Origin of the sequence: Lentibacillus songyuanensis (assembly GCF_039548255.1) — a bacterium.
In the GTDB taxonomy this organism is placed as follows: Bacteria; Bacillota; Bacilli; order Bacillales; family Amphibacillaceae; genus Lentibacillus_C; species Lentibacillus_C songyuanensis.
Genome location: NZ_JBCLVH010000004.1, coordinates 170,503 through 186,325, shown reverse-complemented (window position 1 = coordinate 186,325; position 15,823 = coordinate 170,503). Strand labels below are relative to the sequence as shown.

19 protein-coding genes are annotated in these 15,823 nt (G+C 44.1%); 4 read left to right on the top strand and 15 right to left on the bottom strand.

What is annotated here, in order from left to right; all coding sequences use genetic code 11:
- Window positions 1–171: 171 nt before the first annotated feature.
- The 3 genes from WMZ97_RS06500 to WMZ97_RS06490 form a co-directional block, all read right to left on the bottom strand.
- Complete coding sequence (locus WMZ97_RS06500; RefSeq protein WP_343271273.1) at window positions 172–819, bottom strand: TetR/AcrR family transcriptional regulator; 648 nt, start codon at window positions 817–819, stop codon at window positions 172–174.
- Window positions 820–882: 63 nt separating this feature from the next.
- Window positions 883–1,899 (bottom strand): ABC transporter permease, encoded by a 1,017-nt coding sequence (locus WMZ97_RS06495; RefSeq protein ID WP_343271272.1) that lies wholly within the window; start codon window positions 1,897–1,899, stop codon window positions 883–885.
- Window positions 1,900–1,911: 12 nt separating this feature from the next.
- Window positions 1,912–2,631: an ABC transporter ATP-binding protein gene (locus WMZ97_RS06490; RefSeq protein ID WP_343271271.1), complete on the bottom strand. Its 720-nt coding sequence runs from the start codon at window positions 2,629–2,631 to the stop codon at window positions 1,912–1,914.
- 501 nt (window positions 2,632–3,132) lie between these two features.
- Between WMZ97_RS06490 and WMZ97_RS06485 the strand changes: the two genes are divergently transcribed.
- Together WMZ97_RS06485 and WMZ97_RS06480 are read left to right on the top strand one after the other, a co-directional pair.
- Window positions 3,133–3,876 (top strand): threonine/serine exporter family protein, encoded by a 744-nt coding sequence (locus WMZ97_RS06485; protein ID WP_343271270.1) that lies wholly within the window; start codon window positions 3,133–3,135, stop codon window positions 3,874–3,876.
- Window positions 3,877–3,972: 96 nt separating this feature from the next.
- Window positions 3,973–4,401, top strand: coding sequence for a threonine/serine exporter family protein (locus WMZ97_RS06480; protein WP_343271269.1), 429 nt, complete (start codon window positions 3,973–3,975; stop codon window positions 4,399–4,401).
- A 155-nt stretch (window positions 4,402–4,556) separates the two neighbouring features.
- Here the strand turns inward: WMZ97_RS06480 and WMZ97_RS06475 are convergent, their stop codons facing one another.
- The 5 genes from WMZ97_RS06475 to WMZ97_RS06455 form a co-directional block, all read right to left on the bottom strand.
- On the bottom strand, window positions 4,557–4,952 hold the full coding sequence (locus WMZ97_RS06475) for a type II toxin-antitoxin system death-on-curing family toxin (RefSeq protein WP_343271268.1): 396 nt from the start codon (window positions 4,950–4,952) through the stop codon (window positions 4,557–4,559).
- A complete protein-coding gene (locus WMZ97_RS06470; RefSeq protein WP_343271267.1) occupies window positions 4,952–5,095 on the bottom strand; it encodes a hypothetical protein in 144 nt (47 codons plus the stop codon). The genes WMZ97_RS06475 and WMZ97_RS06470 overlap by 1 nt, the downstream gene beginning before the upstream one ends.
- Before the next feature lie 239 nt (window positions 5,096–5,334).
- Window positions 5,335–8,388 (bottom strand): efflux RND transporter permease subunit, encoded by a 3,054-nt coding sequence (locus tag WMZ97_RS06465; RefSeq protein WP_343271266.1) that lies wholly within the window; start codon window positions 8,386–8,388, stop codon window positions 5,335–5,337.
- A complete protein-coding gene (locus tag WMZ97_RS06460; protein WP_343271265.1) occupies window positions 8,385–9,236 on the bottom strand; it encodes an efflux RND transporter periplasmic adaptor subunit in 852 nt (283 codons plus the stop codon). Before WMZ97_RS06460 ends, WMZ97_RS06465 begins: the two co-directional genes overlap by 4 nt.
- Before the next feature lie 232 nt (window positions 9,237–9,468).
- Entirely contained in the window at window positions 9,469–9,939 is a 471-nt protein-coding gene (locus tag WMZ97_RS06455; protein WP_343271339.1) for a competence protein ComK, read from the bottom strand.
- 133 nt (window positions 9,940–10,072) lie between these two features.
- On the opposite strand from WMZ97_RS06455, the gene WMZ97_RS06450 reads away from it, so the two are divergent.
- On the top strand, window positions 10,073–10,258 hold the full coding sequence (locus tag WMZ97_RS06450) for a YjfB family protein (RefSeq protein WP_343271264.1): 186 nt from the start codon (window positions 10,073–10,075) through the stop codon (window positions 10,256–10,258).
- Between the two features lie 123 nt (window positions 10,259–10,381).
- On the opposite strand, the gene fabZ is transcribed toward WMZ97_RS06450, so the two are convergent.
- Complete coding sequence (fabZ, locus tag WMZ97_RS06445) at window positions 10,382–10,804, bottom strand: 3-hydroxyacyl-ACP dehydratase FabZ (protein ID WP_343271263.1); 423 nt, start codon at window positions 10,802–10,804, stop codon at window positions 10,382–10,384.
- Between the two features lie 157 nt (window positions 10,805–10,961).
- On the opposite strand from fabZ, the gene WMZ97_RS06440 reads away from it, so the two are divergent.
- Window positions 10,962–11,108, top strand: a complete 147-nt coding sequence (locus WMZ97_RS06440; protein WP_343271262.1) for a lmo0937 family membrane protein — start codon at window positions 10,962–10,964, stop codon at window positions 11,106–11,108.
- 53 nt (window positions 11,109–11,161) lie between these two features.
- Here the strand turns inward: WMZ97_RS06440 and WMZ97_RS06435 are convergent, their stop codons facing one another.
- The 6 genes from WMZ97_RS06435 to WMZ97_RS06410 all read right to left on the bottom strand — a co-directional run bounded on the left by WMZ97_RS06435 (window position 11,162) and on the right by WMZ97_RS06410 (window position 15,819).
- Window positions 11,162–11,851: a DNA-directed RNA polymerase subunit beta gene (locus WMZ97_RS06435; protein ID WP_343271261.1), complete on the bottom strand. Its 690-nt coding sequence runs from the start codon at window positions 11,849–11,851 to the stop codon at window positions 11,162–11,164.
- Between the two features lie 229 nt (window positions 11,852–12,080).
- The gene (locus WMZ97_RS06430) at window positions 12,081–12,911 is read right to left on the bottom strand and encodes a flagellar hook-basal body protein (RefSeq protein ID WP_343271260.1); all 831 of its coding nucleotides are present in this window, start codon (window positions 12,909–12,911) and stop codon (window positions 12,081–12,083) included.
- A 12-nt stretch (window positions 12,912–12,923) separates the two neighbouring features.
- Window positions 12,924–13,727, bottom strand: coding sequence for a flagellar hook-basal body protein (locus WMZ97_RS06425; protein WP_343271338.1), 804 nt, complete (start codon window positions 13,725–13,727; stop codon window positions 12,924–12,926).
- A 230-nt stretch (window positions 13,728–13,957) separates the two neighbouring features.
- A complete protein-coding gene (mreB, locus tag WMZ97_RS06420; RefSeq protein WP_343271259.1) occupies window positions 13,958–14,959 on the bottom strand; it encodes a rod shape-determining protein in 1,002 nt (333 codons plus the stop codon).
- A 153-nt stretch (window positions 14,960–15,112) separates the two neighbouring features.
- The gene (locus WMZ97_RS06415) at window positions 15,113–15,604 is read right to left on the bottom strand and encodes a hypothetical protein (protein WP_343271258.1); all 492 of its coding nucleotides are present in this window, start codon (window positions 15,602–15,604) and stop codon (window positions 15,113–15,115) included.
- A complete protein-coding gene (locus WMZ97_RS06410) occupies window positions 15,601–15,819 on the bottom strand; it encodes a hypothetical protein (protein WP_343271257.1) in 219 nt (72 codons plus the stop codon). The genes WMZ97_RS06415 and WMZ97_RS06410 overlap by 4 nt, the downstream gene beginning before the upstream one ends.
- Between the last annotated feature and the right edge of the window lie 4 nt (window positions 15,820–15,823).

Sequence of the window (15,823 nt, the reverse complement as noted above, 5' to 3'; positions counted from 1 at the left end):
GGGCGAAAAGTCGATCGAGTACGCCCGATAGTTGATCGTGCCGGGCGAAAAGTCGATCGAGTTGGGCACAAAATAATCAGGCATCTAGACAATTCAATCGCAACTTTCCGGGATAGTGTCCTTTTTCAGTGGCCTCGACCCGTCCCCGTGTCCCTTCTTTTTAGGTTCTTCCTATTTTCCAATTCCATGCATCAGATACGAAATGGTCTGCTTGATCTCCGCCTCATCATCCCAATCACGGTCAGGCTGTACAATAAAGCGGGTAAACAAAAATCCAAGTACTGTTGGCGCGATCATGCGAATAATCTGATCGTTGGCCATATCACGGAGTTCTCCTTCTGCCTTATAAAAATCAAGCGTCTGCTGCAATGCCGGGATAACTTTTTCAAGGGAGTTTTGCTTTAGCGCTGCTTGCAGTTCCGGATGAAACGCCACTTCCTGCACGAGAATTTTTATTAACGGAACATTGGCTTGAACAAATGCAAACCGATTCTTGATAAAGGCATACAAAAAGTCTTCAAAATGTTTATGTTGACGGCGAAACACGTCATCGACGAATTTTTCAGCAAACACAGGTACAGCAAACCGCGCAATAACGGGATGGACAATTGACATAAGCAGTTCCTTTTTGGTTCGGTAATGACGAAAAATCGTCCCCTCAGCCACCCCAGCCTTTGCGGCAATCTCACTTGTTGATGTTGCCGCATACCCTTTTTCCGCGATCAGCTGTATCGCCGCTTCCAAAATCCGGATCTGTTTCGGTGTCATTTTTTCCGTTTTCTTTAAAATCTCTGTCATCGATTGGTTGTCATCTGCCATGACTATCTTCTCCTAGCTTGTGATCTTTATTATTACGAGGATAATAATCGGTTTGAACACCTTTTACAATTGGCGATGTTTTTTCAATGCTACTATATTTAACAAAATAAATACCAGCGAAAAGCCTGCTAACACCCAAATATCGCCCCATACAGAAGATAATCCCTGTCCCCGAAGCATAATTTCCTTTAAGGCATCTCCGCCATAGGTCAGCGGCATGATTTTGCCAATCGCATGGATCCAGCCAACCTGTTCGGTATGAAATATTCCAGAAAAAAACACTTGTGGGACAATAGCAATCGGGACGAACTGGATCATCTGGAATTCATTTTTGGCATATGCTGATAATAATGTTCCCAGACTCTGTGCGGCAATCGCCAGCAAAAAGGTAATACATAAAACAGCGATAATCGAACCGGCCATATACATTCCCAGCACATACACGGAATAAAGAACAATGATAATCGACTGCAAAATGATAAACACTCCAAAGCCGCCCATATAACCAGCAACAATTTCCCAGCGTCTTAATGGTGTGGCCAGCAGCCGTTCCAATGTCCCTTGCGTGCGCTCACGCAAAAAGGACACGCCACTTAACAGGAAGACAAAGAAGAACACGAATAATCCAATTAAAACCGGGCCAATGTTATCAAACAATTGTAAATCACTTGATCCGTGCAGAAAATGAACATCAATCGTTAATTCTAAAGGATTCAATTGCTTGGATACCTTGCTTAATAATCCTTCTACTGCCCTTGTTGCCGTCGGGTCACTGCCTTCCATTGTTACCTGCGACTTGTTTTCTCCCCAGGATAAATGCGCATCAATGGTGTCCTCTGCTAATGCTGTTTTTGCTTGCTGCTCACTCATCACCTTGATGGCAGCATCCTCATCCTCTAATATTGTCTGTACTTTTTCCGGGACGTCTGTTAATGCAATCGTCGGCTCATACGCTTTCATGTCCAGCACAACCCACAGCAATGTCAGCACAAATAATGGCGCGATAAATAATAATGCCAGACTCCGTTTATCCATTTTAAACTGCTGCACAATTCGTTTCATAATCGCTCGTATTCGCATCCACTCCACCTCCTAGTTTACGTTCGTTTCACCACCGAAATATAAAAATGCTGCCTCCAGCGAATCTGTTTCACTCTCCGCGATTAATTTGTCTGGACTACCATGCGCAATCACACTTCCATCCCGTAGCAATGCCAGGTTGTCACATTTTTCTGCTTCATCCATCACATGGGTTGTCACAATAATTGTCGTCCCCTGTTTTTGCAGTTCCTTTAACTCTTTCCAAATAGAAGCCCGTAGAACCGGATCAATGCCGACAGTTGGCTCATCCAAAATGAGTAATTTGGGCTGATGCAAGAGTGCAACCGCTAATGACATCCTCCGCTTCATCCCACCCGAATACTTCTCCAGTGTTTTATCTAGATGCTCGGTTAAATTCACCATCTCGGCAACGTCGATGATTCGTTGCTTGCGCTGTTTTTTCGGAATCCCATAGATGCCTGCAAAAAAATCCAGATTCTGCCTTGCTGTTAATTCACTGTACAACGCATCGGACTGCGCCATGTAACCAATTTGCTGCATCACCTTTAATGACGGCATTTGCTGTTGGTCAATCATGACGGACCCACTCGTTGGCTGCATGAGACCGATCATAATTTTAACTAGTGTCGTTTTCCCTGAACCGGATGGCCCAAGCAATCCAAACAGCTGTCCGTCAGGTATTGAGATGTCGATGTGTTTTAGTACAGTTTCGTCCCCAAAATGCTGTTCAATCCCATTTAGTGTGATCATACGTTGTCCCTCCTTTTAGGTATCAATCATGTGATGGTAGATGTTTTTTATATTTTTCTATAATGAGTGATTACTCACTATTATAATAAGATATCATTTTTTATTTGTAAACTGTTTTATTGAAAATGTTCGCAGGCTGAATGGTCGAGGACGGGAGTCAAGCGATCAGGATTGCAGGCTGAATGGTCAAGGACGGGAGCCAAGCGATCGGGATTACAGGCTGAACGATCGAGAACATGCGCCAAGCGATCGAGATTACAGGCTGAACGATCGAGAACATGCGCCAAGCGATCAGGAGTCCGGGCTGAACGACCGAGAAGGGGTGCTTAACGATCCGAGTGGCGCTATATATGTACCTGCCCCTCATTCTTACATACGTTGCTCTGCGATCCAATGATCATCCACCACCAGATGACCTGTTTTACTTTTCATTCGTTTCATTTCACATTATACTGTTGACATGTATGTGATCTTATTTTCGATATGCGAGGTGTTTATCGCGTGAACGATTCAAATGCTATTTCCAAAGTTTGCATGCTGGCAGGAAAAATCACGTTAGAAAGCGGCGCTGAGACACACCGGGTAGAGGATACTATGAATCGTATCGCCGCTGCATACGGACTTGTCCATGCACATAGTTATGCCACCCCAACCGTTATCAATTTTTCAACTGGACCGGTTGAGTCAACCCATTTTATTCGGATTTCCAGCCGGTCAACAGATTTGCATAAAATCGCGAATGTCAATAATATCTCTCGGAAAATCACCGCAGGAGAAGTGGGGGTAACCAATGCCTTAGAAATGCTGGAAAAGGTAGATCACGCCAAGTTAACATTTCCAGGCTGGATGCAAATTGTTGCCGCTGCATTTGTCAGTGGCAGTTTCGCCATTATGTTCGGCGGGACGTGGCCAGACTACCTCCCCGCTTTTGTGACAGGCGGTGCTGGATTCGCCGCATTGCTTGGTGGCGACCGGTTCCTTGAAGCCCGATTTATTACAGAATTTCTTGCATCTGTTCTGATTGGTCTGCTGTCGTTTATGTTTATTTTTTATGGCTGGGGTGCCAATCTGGATAAAATTATTATTGGAGCGGTCATGCCGCTTGTACCTGGATTACTTATTACCAATGCAGTCCGCGATTTAATGGCAGGACACTTAGTTGCGGGGTTATCCAAGGGAGTCGAAGCATTTCTGACAGCCTCTGCCATCGGTGCTGGAGTTGCCCTTGTGGTTGGATTAATGTAATTTTCTGCAGGGTAGTTCAGCGTTGCAACAGGGCGTCGCGATCCCGATCAGAATAGCGTCATAATTATTTTACCTCTTAGAAAGGAGAAAACCTCGATGATGATTGTCGCACAGCTTTTAACTAGCTTCATTGCCGCAGCCGGGTTCGGGATATTATTCAACGCTCCAAGAAAATCACTGATCCAATGCGGTCTTGTCGGTATGCTAGGATGGATATTGTATTATTTGCTTGCTGCTAAGGGAATGGATCCTGTCCCGGCCACTGTGTTTGCAGCCATGTTAGTAGGTGCATTATGCCAAGTTTGCGCCAAATTGTTTAAAACGCCGATCATCATTTTCATCGTATCCGGAATCATCCCGCTTGTCCCCGGCGGAAGCGCATATGATGCCATGCGTCACTTTGTCGTAAACGATTATTATGCAGGAGTCCAATTAGCGACCAAGGTCATGCTCCTATCTGGCGCTATCGCCATTGGAATCATGTTCTCCGAAGCGATCACCCAACTTATCATTAAAAAACGATGAGACCACAAAATGTGGCTGAACACAAAGTTGATCGTATGAGCGTAAAAGTTGATCGAGCCAAGGATGAAATTTGCGTGTGGTAGTGGCATATTCAGTGAAAGTGGAACATTAGATATAGCAAAAGAATAGCTATCCCGCATAAATATACGAAATAGCTATTCACATTCATGAATATGCTCTTTTATCCAATCAACAACTTTTTTAAAAGAGGGTCTCGTTTCATCATTTGCTACCGCAGATACAAAAGACACAACTTCATCATCTTCGCAAATTAGTTCAAATCCATTTATATCTAAAAACATAAACGTCGCTGCGTACGCTGTTCTCTTATTACCATCCATAAAACAATGTCCAACTGCGAACTCATACAAATAGGCAGCTGCTTTCTCTGCAATCGTCGGAAACCTTTCATAATCCCCAAACCCGGACATAGGCAGCGCAAGTTTGGCTTCTAATTTACCCGGATGCCTTCCTCTAATACCACCATCTCTATCAAGCACTAAATCATGAATGCGTTCTACACCTCCTATTGTTAGATATTCAACGTCCATTAGAGCTTACTAAGCTTCTCCAGAGCTTTACCATTTGCTTTAACCAACTTTTTAAAACTTTCTTCTGCTTTTTGAGCTTGATTCGTTTTTTGAGGTTCCCCTTGAGTTGCATTCATATCTTCATCATCCTTTTTCCTCCCCATTAGCCAGCCTCCTAACATATATAATCTATAGTGTTACATATGTTAGGATCACCAATATGAGAAGTCTTTATAATATATTTACCCTATTTTAACATAGAATAATCTACCAGCCTATGAAGATAATAAAATAATTAAAACATCTTTATAAGCTCCTTTACAGTCGGAACACAGACGATAGTAGAAACTCTATATATCCTTTATCATTGGGAGACTCGAGTCCTGTCCCTTGTCTCCTCTTCTCACTTCCCTCTTCTCGTAATTTTCGCCGTCAAGTCGTCAAACAGCGTGTAAACAACCGGAATTAATAACAACGTAAAGATACTGGAAACACCTAGCCCGAAAATGATCGTTACGGCTAGTGGTTGTTGTGTCTCCGCTCCTTCACCAAGCGCCAAAGCAAGGGGCACCATTCCCAAGATGGTTGTTAAAGTTGTCATCAGGATTGGCCGCATTCTACTTGGACCCGCTTGTAAAATGGCCTCATAGCGATCCATTCCGCGCCGCCTGAGAATATTGATATAATCCACCAGTACAATCGAATTATTGACCACAATCCCAGCGAGCATGATGACCCCAATAAACGCTGGAATACTTAATGGCAGTCCGGTTACGAGCAAACCTAATATAATTCCGATAACGGTTGCCGGCATGGAGAACATGATAATCAACGGAAACAAGAAGTTCTCAAATTGGACCGCCATGACCGCGTAAACCAGAAAGATTGAAAATACGAGCGCGAGTGCCAAATCAGCAAAGGAATCAGCCATATCCTCCGCCTGGCCACCAATGGAGTAACTATATCCATCTGGAAAGTTCATTGCATCCAATTGTGTTTCGATATCTGACGTCACACTTGCCAAGTCACGATCAACGATATCGCTGGACACGCTGATTTGCGGCTGTTGGTTTTCCCTTGATAATGCAACAGGACCTTGTACTTCCTCAAAAACGGCCACTTCCTCCAGTGGAATCGTCGCTCCTTTTGGCGTTTGAATCGTCATATTTTCTAAATCATTAATGGTACTGTGCTCATCCTCAGGATAAATCAGCGTGACGTCCATTTCGTGTCCCGCCTCCCGATATTTCGTTGCCACTTGCCCCGTAAACAACAGCTGGATTTGACTGGTAATTTGCTGTTGTGATAAGCCGTACATTGCTGCTTTTTCTTTATCAATTGCAACGGTTTGCTGTGGGATTCCTGCTGCTGCGGATGATTCTGGATTGTAAACACCCTTCACATTGGAAATTTCATCTACTACCCGATCTCCCAACTCACGCAACACGTCATGCTCCGGCCCTTTCAATTCAATCTGGACCGGGGTTCCCATACCAAGTCCACTATCTGCTGAACTAACCGTAATATCGGCACCAGCAATCTTTTGCACTGCCCCGTTCATCTCCTGGACTACCTCTGACGTTGTTTGCCCCCGCTCTGATGCTTTAATCAGCTGGATGGTAAAGCTCGCTTGATTCGTGCTTGAACTAATGCCAAGCTCATCATTCCCAACCTCACTAAAATTAGTTTCCATAACATCATCGTAGTTGGCTACGACATCATTTACTTGCTCGACAACTTTTTCTGTATACTCCAGTGAGCTTCCAGCGGGCGTTTCGACCTGAATTTGGATTTGCCCCTCATCTGAGGATGGAATAAATTCAGCACCGATAAACGGTATCAGGCAAACACTGGCAATGATTGCGGCCAACGTTCCGAAAATGGTCGTTTTCCGATGCTTAAGCACCCATCGTAACACACGCTGATAACCATTATTGACCCGTGTTAGCACCCGATCAAACCAATAGCGGCGCCCATTATCCTCCATTGCCTTGGATAATAGTTTGGACGATAACATTGGCACGAGTGTAACCGCTGCAATTAAGGAAGCAATCAACGAAAAGGAAACCGTTAATGCCAGCGGAGTGAATAAATCAGATGCGATCCCTTCCACATAGACAATCGGTAAAAATACCACTACGGTTGTTGTCGTGGAGGCAATGACAGCCGGCGCCAATTCTGAAGCTCCTTTTGTCGCTGATTCAAACAGGCTATATCCGCGTTGTCGGTAGGAATAGATATTCTCCAAAATGACAATCGAACTGTCGACCATCATCCCAAGTCCCAGCGCCAAACCGCCCAACGTTAATACGTTCAATGTCTCGCCAGTAAAATACATCAACGCAAACGTGGATATAATCGCAATTGGGATCGATATACCGATAACAATTGTCGCACGAAGGCTTTTTAAAAACAGCAGTAAAACTAACACCGAAATAATGCCGCCAAGTAAAATATTCTGGACGACCGAGCTAATGGATAGTTTGATAAAGTCCGATGTATCCATAATCACGTCTAAATCGACATCGTCTGGAAGCTGATCCTTTATCTCATCCATGCTGTCCCTGACATTATCCGCAACATCGACCGTGTTTGCGTCTGTTTTCTTCATGAAGCTCATGACGATCGAGGGTTTACCATTAACCAGCGTCTTTGTTGCGGGATCTTTAAATGTATCATTTAGCTCGGCAACATCCGCTACGTGGACTTTTGTGCCATTTTCGGTTTGAACAATCGTTTGTTTTATATCTTCAACCGAGTCAAACTCACCCGTTACCCTAATTTGCAAATCCTGGTTCCCTTTATCCACCGAGCCAGCAGAGGCAGATTGATTGTCACCATTCAACGCCTGCACTAGTGTATCTGGCGTTATCCCATACTGCTGTAATTTTGCCTGATCCATAACGAGCTGAATTTCCCGTTCCTTGGCACCATCCACGGTAACTGACGCCACTCCACCTTGCCGTTCAAAATATGGTGTCAATTGTTCATCAGCGATTTTCGTTAAGGATGCAGCATCTTCACCGGTTAACCCCACCCATATAACAGGCATTTGATCCGGATTAAATCGCAGGACACTTGGATCTCCGGCAGTATCCGGCAGCGCCTCTTTCACTTGGTCAATCTTTTCCCGAACATCGATCAGCGCCTGATCCAGATCGGTCCCATTTTTAAACATCATGACCACCAATGATGATCCGGATTGTGATTGGGTTTGTACTGTATCAATTCCCTCGACAGAACTAACCGATGATTCAATTGGCCGGCTTACTAGATTTTCCACTTCCTGTGGGGCTGCATCTTGATATGTAGTCGCAACAACGGCAATGGGAAGATCGATTTTAGGGAATAAATCCACCACGAGATTCCGCATCGATACAACACCCAATGCCAGAATCGCCAAAACGATCATGATTACCCCGACTGGTCGTTTGACAGAGGTGTTTACTAGTTTCACGATGGATTCCCCGCTTTCACTACCTTAACCTTACTACCATCATCAAGTGATTGTTGTCCACTTATGACGACCTCCATACCTTTCTTTAGATCACCTTTGACGGCCGATTGGTCAGATTGTGTTTCCGTGACGGTTACTTCGGTTTTCGTGACCGTATCGTTATTCCGGATAAACACAAATGATTGGCCGTTTTCCTGTACAATCGCAGCGGTAGGCACGATAAGAGCGTCTTTTACTTTCTTTTGGGGAACAGCTAGTTTGGCAACCTCCCCTGGCAGCAGCTTCCCATCGTCATTATCGAATGTTGCCTCTACCGGGAAAAGTGCCATGTCATTCGGTACTTTATCCATGGAGGAAATTTTCGCTTGTATCTTTTTGCCATCAATGACCGCCTTATGTGTATCATCTTTATTCAATAAATCCATTTCGTCAGCGGTGACATTCATCTGTATTTTCAATATATCCAAATCAGCAATGACCGCTAATGGATCGGAATTGGATACCATTGATCCTTCGTCAGCTGACAAATTGGTAATCACACCTTCCTTTGATGCATAAATATGCTGGCCGGATATGGTGGCGATCAAGTCATCCTTTGCAACCTTGTCTCCATTTGCCACCTTAAGTGCCGTTATCTCTCCGGGGATTTCAACCATGACCGGAGTTGTCGAGGCTGGTGCTGTGCGGCCATAGAGCATTTTTTTCGTCACTAAATCTCCCTGCTCCACTTTCGCCGTTTCCACAGGTGTGGCCGTTTCCCCCTTATCTTCCTTTGTATCATCGTTTGAACTGCATGCTGCAAGTAATCCAACGACAATTACCATCAGCGCTAAGCCTACCTTTTTCATCCACGTAACCCCTCCAATAAGACATGGGGATAGGTCGAGACTACTGAAAAAGTGAAAGGGATTTGTTTAAAAAAATTACCTTATCGCCCGTTCACATGGGATTATCACTAGTCACTACCTCTCCCCGTTACCTTAGTTCTCTATCTTCCTTCATCATACATGGAGTATTATGCATGGGCAAGTGTGAAAAGTGATATTTTTGTGTGAATTTAATTTGTACAACAGCCTACCCTTATACAGACTCGAAATCGGGGCCCTTCATTTGTGCAATTACCTGGCTGGCTTTCTTAAATTGCATATCCACTGCTGCTTCTGAGGCATTAACATAGAGGCCGGTACCATCATAAAAGGCAACAAACGTTTTGTCATCCCGCTGTTCAAAATAATGTACATGATAATAAGACAACCATACACAATCCTTGTTTTTGACAGAGGCGGTTGGGAACATATATACATCTTTACGGGGAGCAACTGGAATTGGCAATTTGCTGCGGGTTTTTAAGATCTGTTCGACTGCAGTTCGCCTTCCCACCAATGAAGCCCCGTTGGTAACACAACTATGTTCGATAATATATTCCGGCTTGTAAACGGAAATTCTTTCACGTCCCGTTTCCAGAATGAGTGATCGATAATAACTGGAGTCTTTGATCATAATTGCTTTGGTATCTGGAGTTATGTCATATATCAGCGACTTCAACGCCATCATCCCCTACACATTATAATGAGACTATTGTACTATTATTTTGGAATTTTTTCTAATTAATAATCCAGTTGTTTGAAAAGTGTTCACAAATACAGAGGCTCTTGTGCTATACTTGGATGGAGGGGTGATATTTGTGGATATCGCGGCAATGTCGGCCGTTATGGCAACCAATCAAGCCCGTTCAGATGCCAGCCTTGCCATTATGGATAAAGCTATGGGGATCGCGGAACAACAGGGACAGCAGCTGATGGAAATGCTGTCACCTGAGTCTAATGCCCCACATCCAACGTTGGGCAACATAGTAGATGTAGAAGTATAAACAAGTAATGGACAGTTGATATCCGTCTTTTTGCTTTTAAGAGAGAAGGCAAAACCGATATCAATTGTCCTCGTCGTTATGTATCCTTGCCTATTACCGGTACGTCGATGCGTAAAAGTTAGTTTACTTTATTGCAAACATAATCTCTGCTTCACAGGCAACTTCACCATCAACTGTTGCAACTCCTTTTCCCTTTCCGATCGGCCCTTTTAACCGTAGAATTTCAACCTCTAAGTTCAACTGATCACCAGGTTTTACTTGCCGCTTAAATCGGCATTTATCCACACCTGCCAGAAAACCAATTTTCCCTTTATTCTCTTCCTTGCCTAACATGGTGATCGCGCCAACTTGAGCAAGCGCCTCAATAATTAACACACCAGGCATCACTGGATAGTCGGGAAAATGTCCTTGAAAAAATGGCTCATTAATCGATACATTTTTAATTCCCGCAACACGTTTTCCTTCCTCAACCTCCGTAATCTTGTCCACCAGTAAAAATGGATAGCGATGCGGAATCGTTTCCTTAATTTGTTGCACATCCATCATAACCATTCGCTCCTTTTTCTCATCTATTTTCCTTCATTATAGCAAAGATTGTTTGAACTGTTGAAAAAGAAGGTACATGAATGATATCACAACGTCTCTATTTTGCGTATGAACAGCGACAAGTTGGGACATGTTAAGGCTAACGAGGAGTGATACGATGCTATGGACAATCTTTATTATCCTGCTTGTACTATGGGCGCTTGGGCTATTCTTTAAAGTAGCAGGTGGCCTCATCCACGTTTTACTTGTTATTGCCGTTATTGTATTAATCATACGACTCGTCACAGGTGGGAGAAAGCCGTAACAAAAAGAGCAAAATCGAAAGGCATGGCTGTGCGGACAGCCATGCCTTTCGATTTATTTTTCCTTCTTCACAATATCAATGATATGCTGCCATGTACTCTTATCCAGGGCATCTAATGGCTTTCCATCACCAATAACACCAAATCCGATCATTACCCCGCTTATTAAGGCAATAACCAAAAACACAACGACAACAACAATTCGCAGCCATATCGGGAAAATACGACGGCGCGGCTTTTTTCGTTGTTTTTTCTGTTGCTTCAGGTGTTGCTTATGCTGCTTACGCGTTTTCACAGCGGCTTGTCCATCCGATACGGGATCGACTTGTGTCCTCGTCTGCTCAACAGGTGTTTTCTTTGCATCTTCCTGCGGCTGGGCTGCTGATACTTGCGTTACCTGTTTCTTTAATCGTTCGGCGCGTGATTTCTTTTCCACCATGGCTTCTCGACGCTTTTCCCAATATTGCTTCAACCATCGCTGGCAATCCCGTAATTTATATTTCACCTTGTTCATCAGCTTTTTCAAAAGAACGATCAGCTTGCTTAAGCCCACTTTGCTTTTTTGAAGCAATTTCTTCCATAGGTTACGCAGTTTTCCAAGTAATGGTTTGCATTGCTTCGCTGTTTGTTCCAGTAAATCCTGTATGCGTTTCAGCAATCGTTTGCCTTTTTTAAGCATGCTTTTTAAAAAGCTGTCGTTTGGCCGCTGATCATCAACAGGTTTTTTTGATTGGTTGGTGGACATGAGGCGGTTCTCCTTACTTTCTTGCGTTCAAAATGTACCATTTACATTCCTTTGGACAGATAAATCTATTACACTAACTATCATAAAACTACTATAGTGATTTTTGTGTGTTTCGTCAATAATGTGCACGAAGTTAGGAGTTTCCTCATTTTGAACTTCATGTTAGACACTAGCAGCCAAATACAAGTTACATAGAATCGACACATTTCTCATACTCGCAGGCACTATTCTACCGGAGTTGGTTCACAAGACCCATCATCTGATCTCCCATCGTAATGGTCTTGCCATTCATTTGATAGGCTCGCTGGGTCATAATCATATCGTTCATTTGCTTTGCCATGTCGACGTTGGATTGCTCCAGGACACCACTTTTGACGACATCTGCATTGGGGTTGACTGCTTGGATGACTTGGCCAAGCTCAATATTTGCTTCAGCTAAATTGGGCAATCGATACGCATTTTCTCCCGTCGCTTCTAACAGTTGCGGACGGGTCGTTTCCACAATCGCCAATTTACCTACCGTTTCCGTTTGATTGTCCCGTCTCACCACAATTTCCCCATTTTGCTGAATGGAAATAGCATCAAATCCATCTGCAAATGTAATCGGCCCATTTTCACCGATAACCGGGTGTCCATCTTTCGTTGTCAGCATAACCGTTTGCTGATCATTCATCGGGCTAAGGTAAAATGCGCCATCTCTTGTATAATATGTTTCCGGCTCCCCGTTATGGCTCACTTGAATTTGAAATAATTGATTTTCCCCACGTAATGCTGTATCCAGTGCTCGATCGGTTTCCTTCCATGAGCCAAGGGCGGTATTTCTATTCGTATGTCCCAATATCGCACCTGAGCCAATCCGAACCCCATCAGGAGTGAGCCGTGCCGGTTCGTTGTCAGGGTTCTTCAGGTTGTCGATTTGTTGAAATAATAACGAAGCAAAGTCGGCGTCACGTGATTTATATCCAGTGGTTTGACTGTTTGCCAGGTTATTGCCAATTAAATCAAGTTTCTGTTGTAACTGGTTCATTGTCACTGCAGCTTGAATCATGGATCGCGACATCGTGATTCCTCCCTACCCTAGTCGTGCAATGTCATTAACTGCTTTTCCCATACTCTCATCATACGCTTTTAATACACGCTGATTCGTTTCAAAATTACGGTACGATTGCATCATTTCCGACATTGCTTGTAATGAGTTCACATTAGAACGCTCCAGAAAACCCTGCTTGACGGTAAACGTTGCATCCCCTGGAACTGCTCCAGCTTCTCCGCTGAATAATCCATTTCCTTCTTTTTCAAGTTCATTCGCATTGGCCGTATAGGCAATCCCAAGTGGGACCGCTTGGCCGTCCATTTGAATAACACCATCTTGGGTAACCGTCATATGTCTGCCGTTCGTTTGGATTGGATTTCCACCTTGGTCCAATACATAATACCCCTGATTCGTCACCAAAAAACCCTGACCATCAACGGTAAAATTTCCATTCCGAGTATAGCGCTGTTCCCCTGCTTCATTCTGTACCATAAAAAACATAGAGCCCGCTTCATCCGGTAATTCACCATTTAATAATGCCATATCCGCTTCATTTCCGGTTTCTCGAATATCACCTTGGGAAAAGTCCGGGACACCCTCCTGAACATAAACCCCTGTATTTAACGATCCAATCGGCTGGTTGACCGGTATATTTAATCCTCTCGTTGTCGGAACCGTGTTGCCGCCCATTTGTTTCATTAACATTTCCGGGAAGGCACGCAATGTTGACTGATCTTCCTTGTACCCAGGAGTATTCGCATTGGCAATATTATTGGACAATGCTTCCTGCTGTCGCTGTTGGGCAATCATCCCGCTAGCAGCTGTATAAAAACCTCTAAGCATTTCCGTCACGCTCCCTTTTTGGAGTATCGTTTTCATGATGTTATCCCTGTATTGATTTATGTATTTCGTTTTCACCTGTAAAATTCAAAAAAATACGTTTATGTAATGGCAAACAGGGTATATACTTTATACCGACGACCCATAGGGATTTTCCGATGCGAAAATCCCTATCCAAAAAGAAATACCCTTGCTTGTCTATCTAATAGAGGTGTACCTTTTAGAATCCGATACTAAACAATTTTGCGACGCTCAATTTTGTCAATATTTTCGAGCATGATACCGGTTCCTTTGGCAACACAATTCATTGGTTCTTCTGAAATAAACACAGGAACCTTTAATTCTTCGGCTAACAGCTGATCAATGCCATGAATTAATGCGCCACCACCTGTGAGAATAACACCACGATCGATAATGTCTGCGGATAATTCCGGTGGTGTATGCTCAAGCACGGACTTTGCGGCTTGTGTAATTAATCCCGCTGATTCATGGAGTGCTTCTTCAATTTCATCCGAATAAACGGTAATTGTTCGTGGTAATCCCGATACCATATCACGTCCGCGAATATCCATTTCTTCTTTGCGCGAATCTTTAAAAACAGTTGCTACATTAATCTTGATATCCTCAGCCGTACGTTCTCCAATAAGCAATTTATACTTTTTCTTAATATATTGAAGAATTTCCCCATCAAATTTATCGCCGGCCATTTTAATCGACTTCGCGGTTACGATGTCCCCCATGGATAACACAGCAACATCCGTGGTACCGCCACCAATATCAACAACCATATTCCCGCTAGGCTGAAAAATTTCCATACCGGATCCAATCGCTGCAACCTTAGGCTCTTCTTCCAAGTAAACCCGCTTTCCGCCAGACTTCTCTGCCGCTTCCTTAATTGCCTTTTGCTCCACCTTAGTGATATTCGTTGGGCAACAAATCAACATTCTTGGTTTCGATAAAAAACCTTTTACATTAATTTTATCAATAAAATGTTTTAACATCGCTTCTGTCACATCAAAATCTGCAATAACGCCATCCTGCAACGGACGGATTGCCTCAATATTCCCTGGTGTACGCCCAACCATTCTTCGTGCAGATTCGCCCACTTCCAGCACTTTGCCTGTCGTGCGGTCCATTGCAACAACGGAAGGCTCATTCAGTACAATTCCTTTACCCTTCAAATGAATCAAAACATTAGCCGTCCCAAGATCAATTCCAATATCCCTAGAAAACATGAATCAAGATCCTCCTTAGCTCTGTACTATCGCGCATCTGTCAGAGGACATAATGCTACTAATATAATATTTTACCACAAATTTCAACAATTAACTGCAAAAAATACAAAAAAAATAGGAACTCTGACATGCGGTCAGGTCCATTGTCCCATTTTATGTATGCAGGTGACAGGTGAACATGGACTTGGAACAGGTTACGGTTAATATCCTCATTCGAGGGGGGTCGATGTTCGTCACGTTTCGGTCGATATGTGCGTTCGCGGGTCGATGTTCGTCGCTTTTCGGTCGATGCGCTCGCTCTTGGGTTGATGTTCCCGTTCCTCGGTCGATTCGCTCGTTCTTGGATCGATGTTTCCCGTTCCTCGGTCGATGCGCTCGTGCTTGGGGCGATGTTTCCCGTTCCTCGGTCGATGCGCTCGTGCTTGGGGCGATGTTTCCCGTTCCTCGGTCGATGCGCCTATTCTTGGGTCGATGTTTTCCGCTCTTCGGTCGATGCGCCTGTTCTTGGGTCGATGTTTCCCGTTCCTCGGTCGATGCGCTCGTTCTTGGGTCGATGTTTTCCGTTCCTTGGTCGATGCGCTCATTCCTGGGTCGATGTTTCCCGTTCCTCGGTCGATGCGCCCGTTCTTGGGTCGATGTTTTCACATTTTCGGTCGATCCGCCCATTCGCGGGTCGATGTTTCCCGTTCCTCGGTCGATGCGCTCATTCTTGGGTCGATGTTTTTCGCTCTTCGGTCGATGCGCTCGTTCTTGGGTCGATGTTTTTCGCTTCTCGATCGACAGCCTCGTTCGTGGGTTTGAAGCATTGGTTTCAAGCTAACGATACTTGATTTTCTGTTACTTATTTGCAACGTCATCATGGTT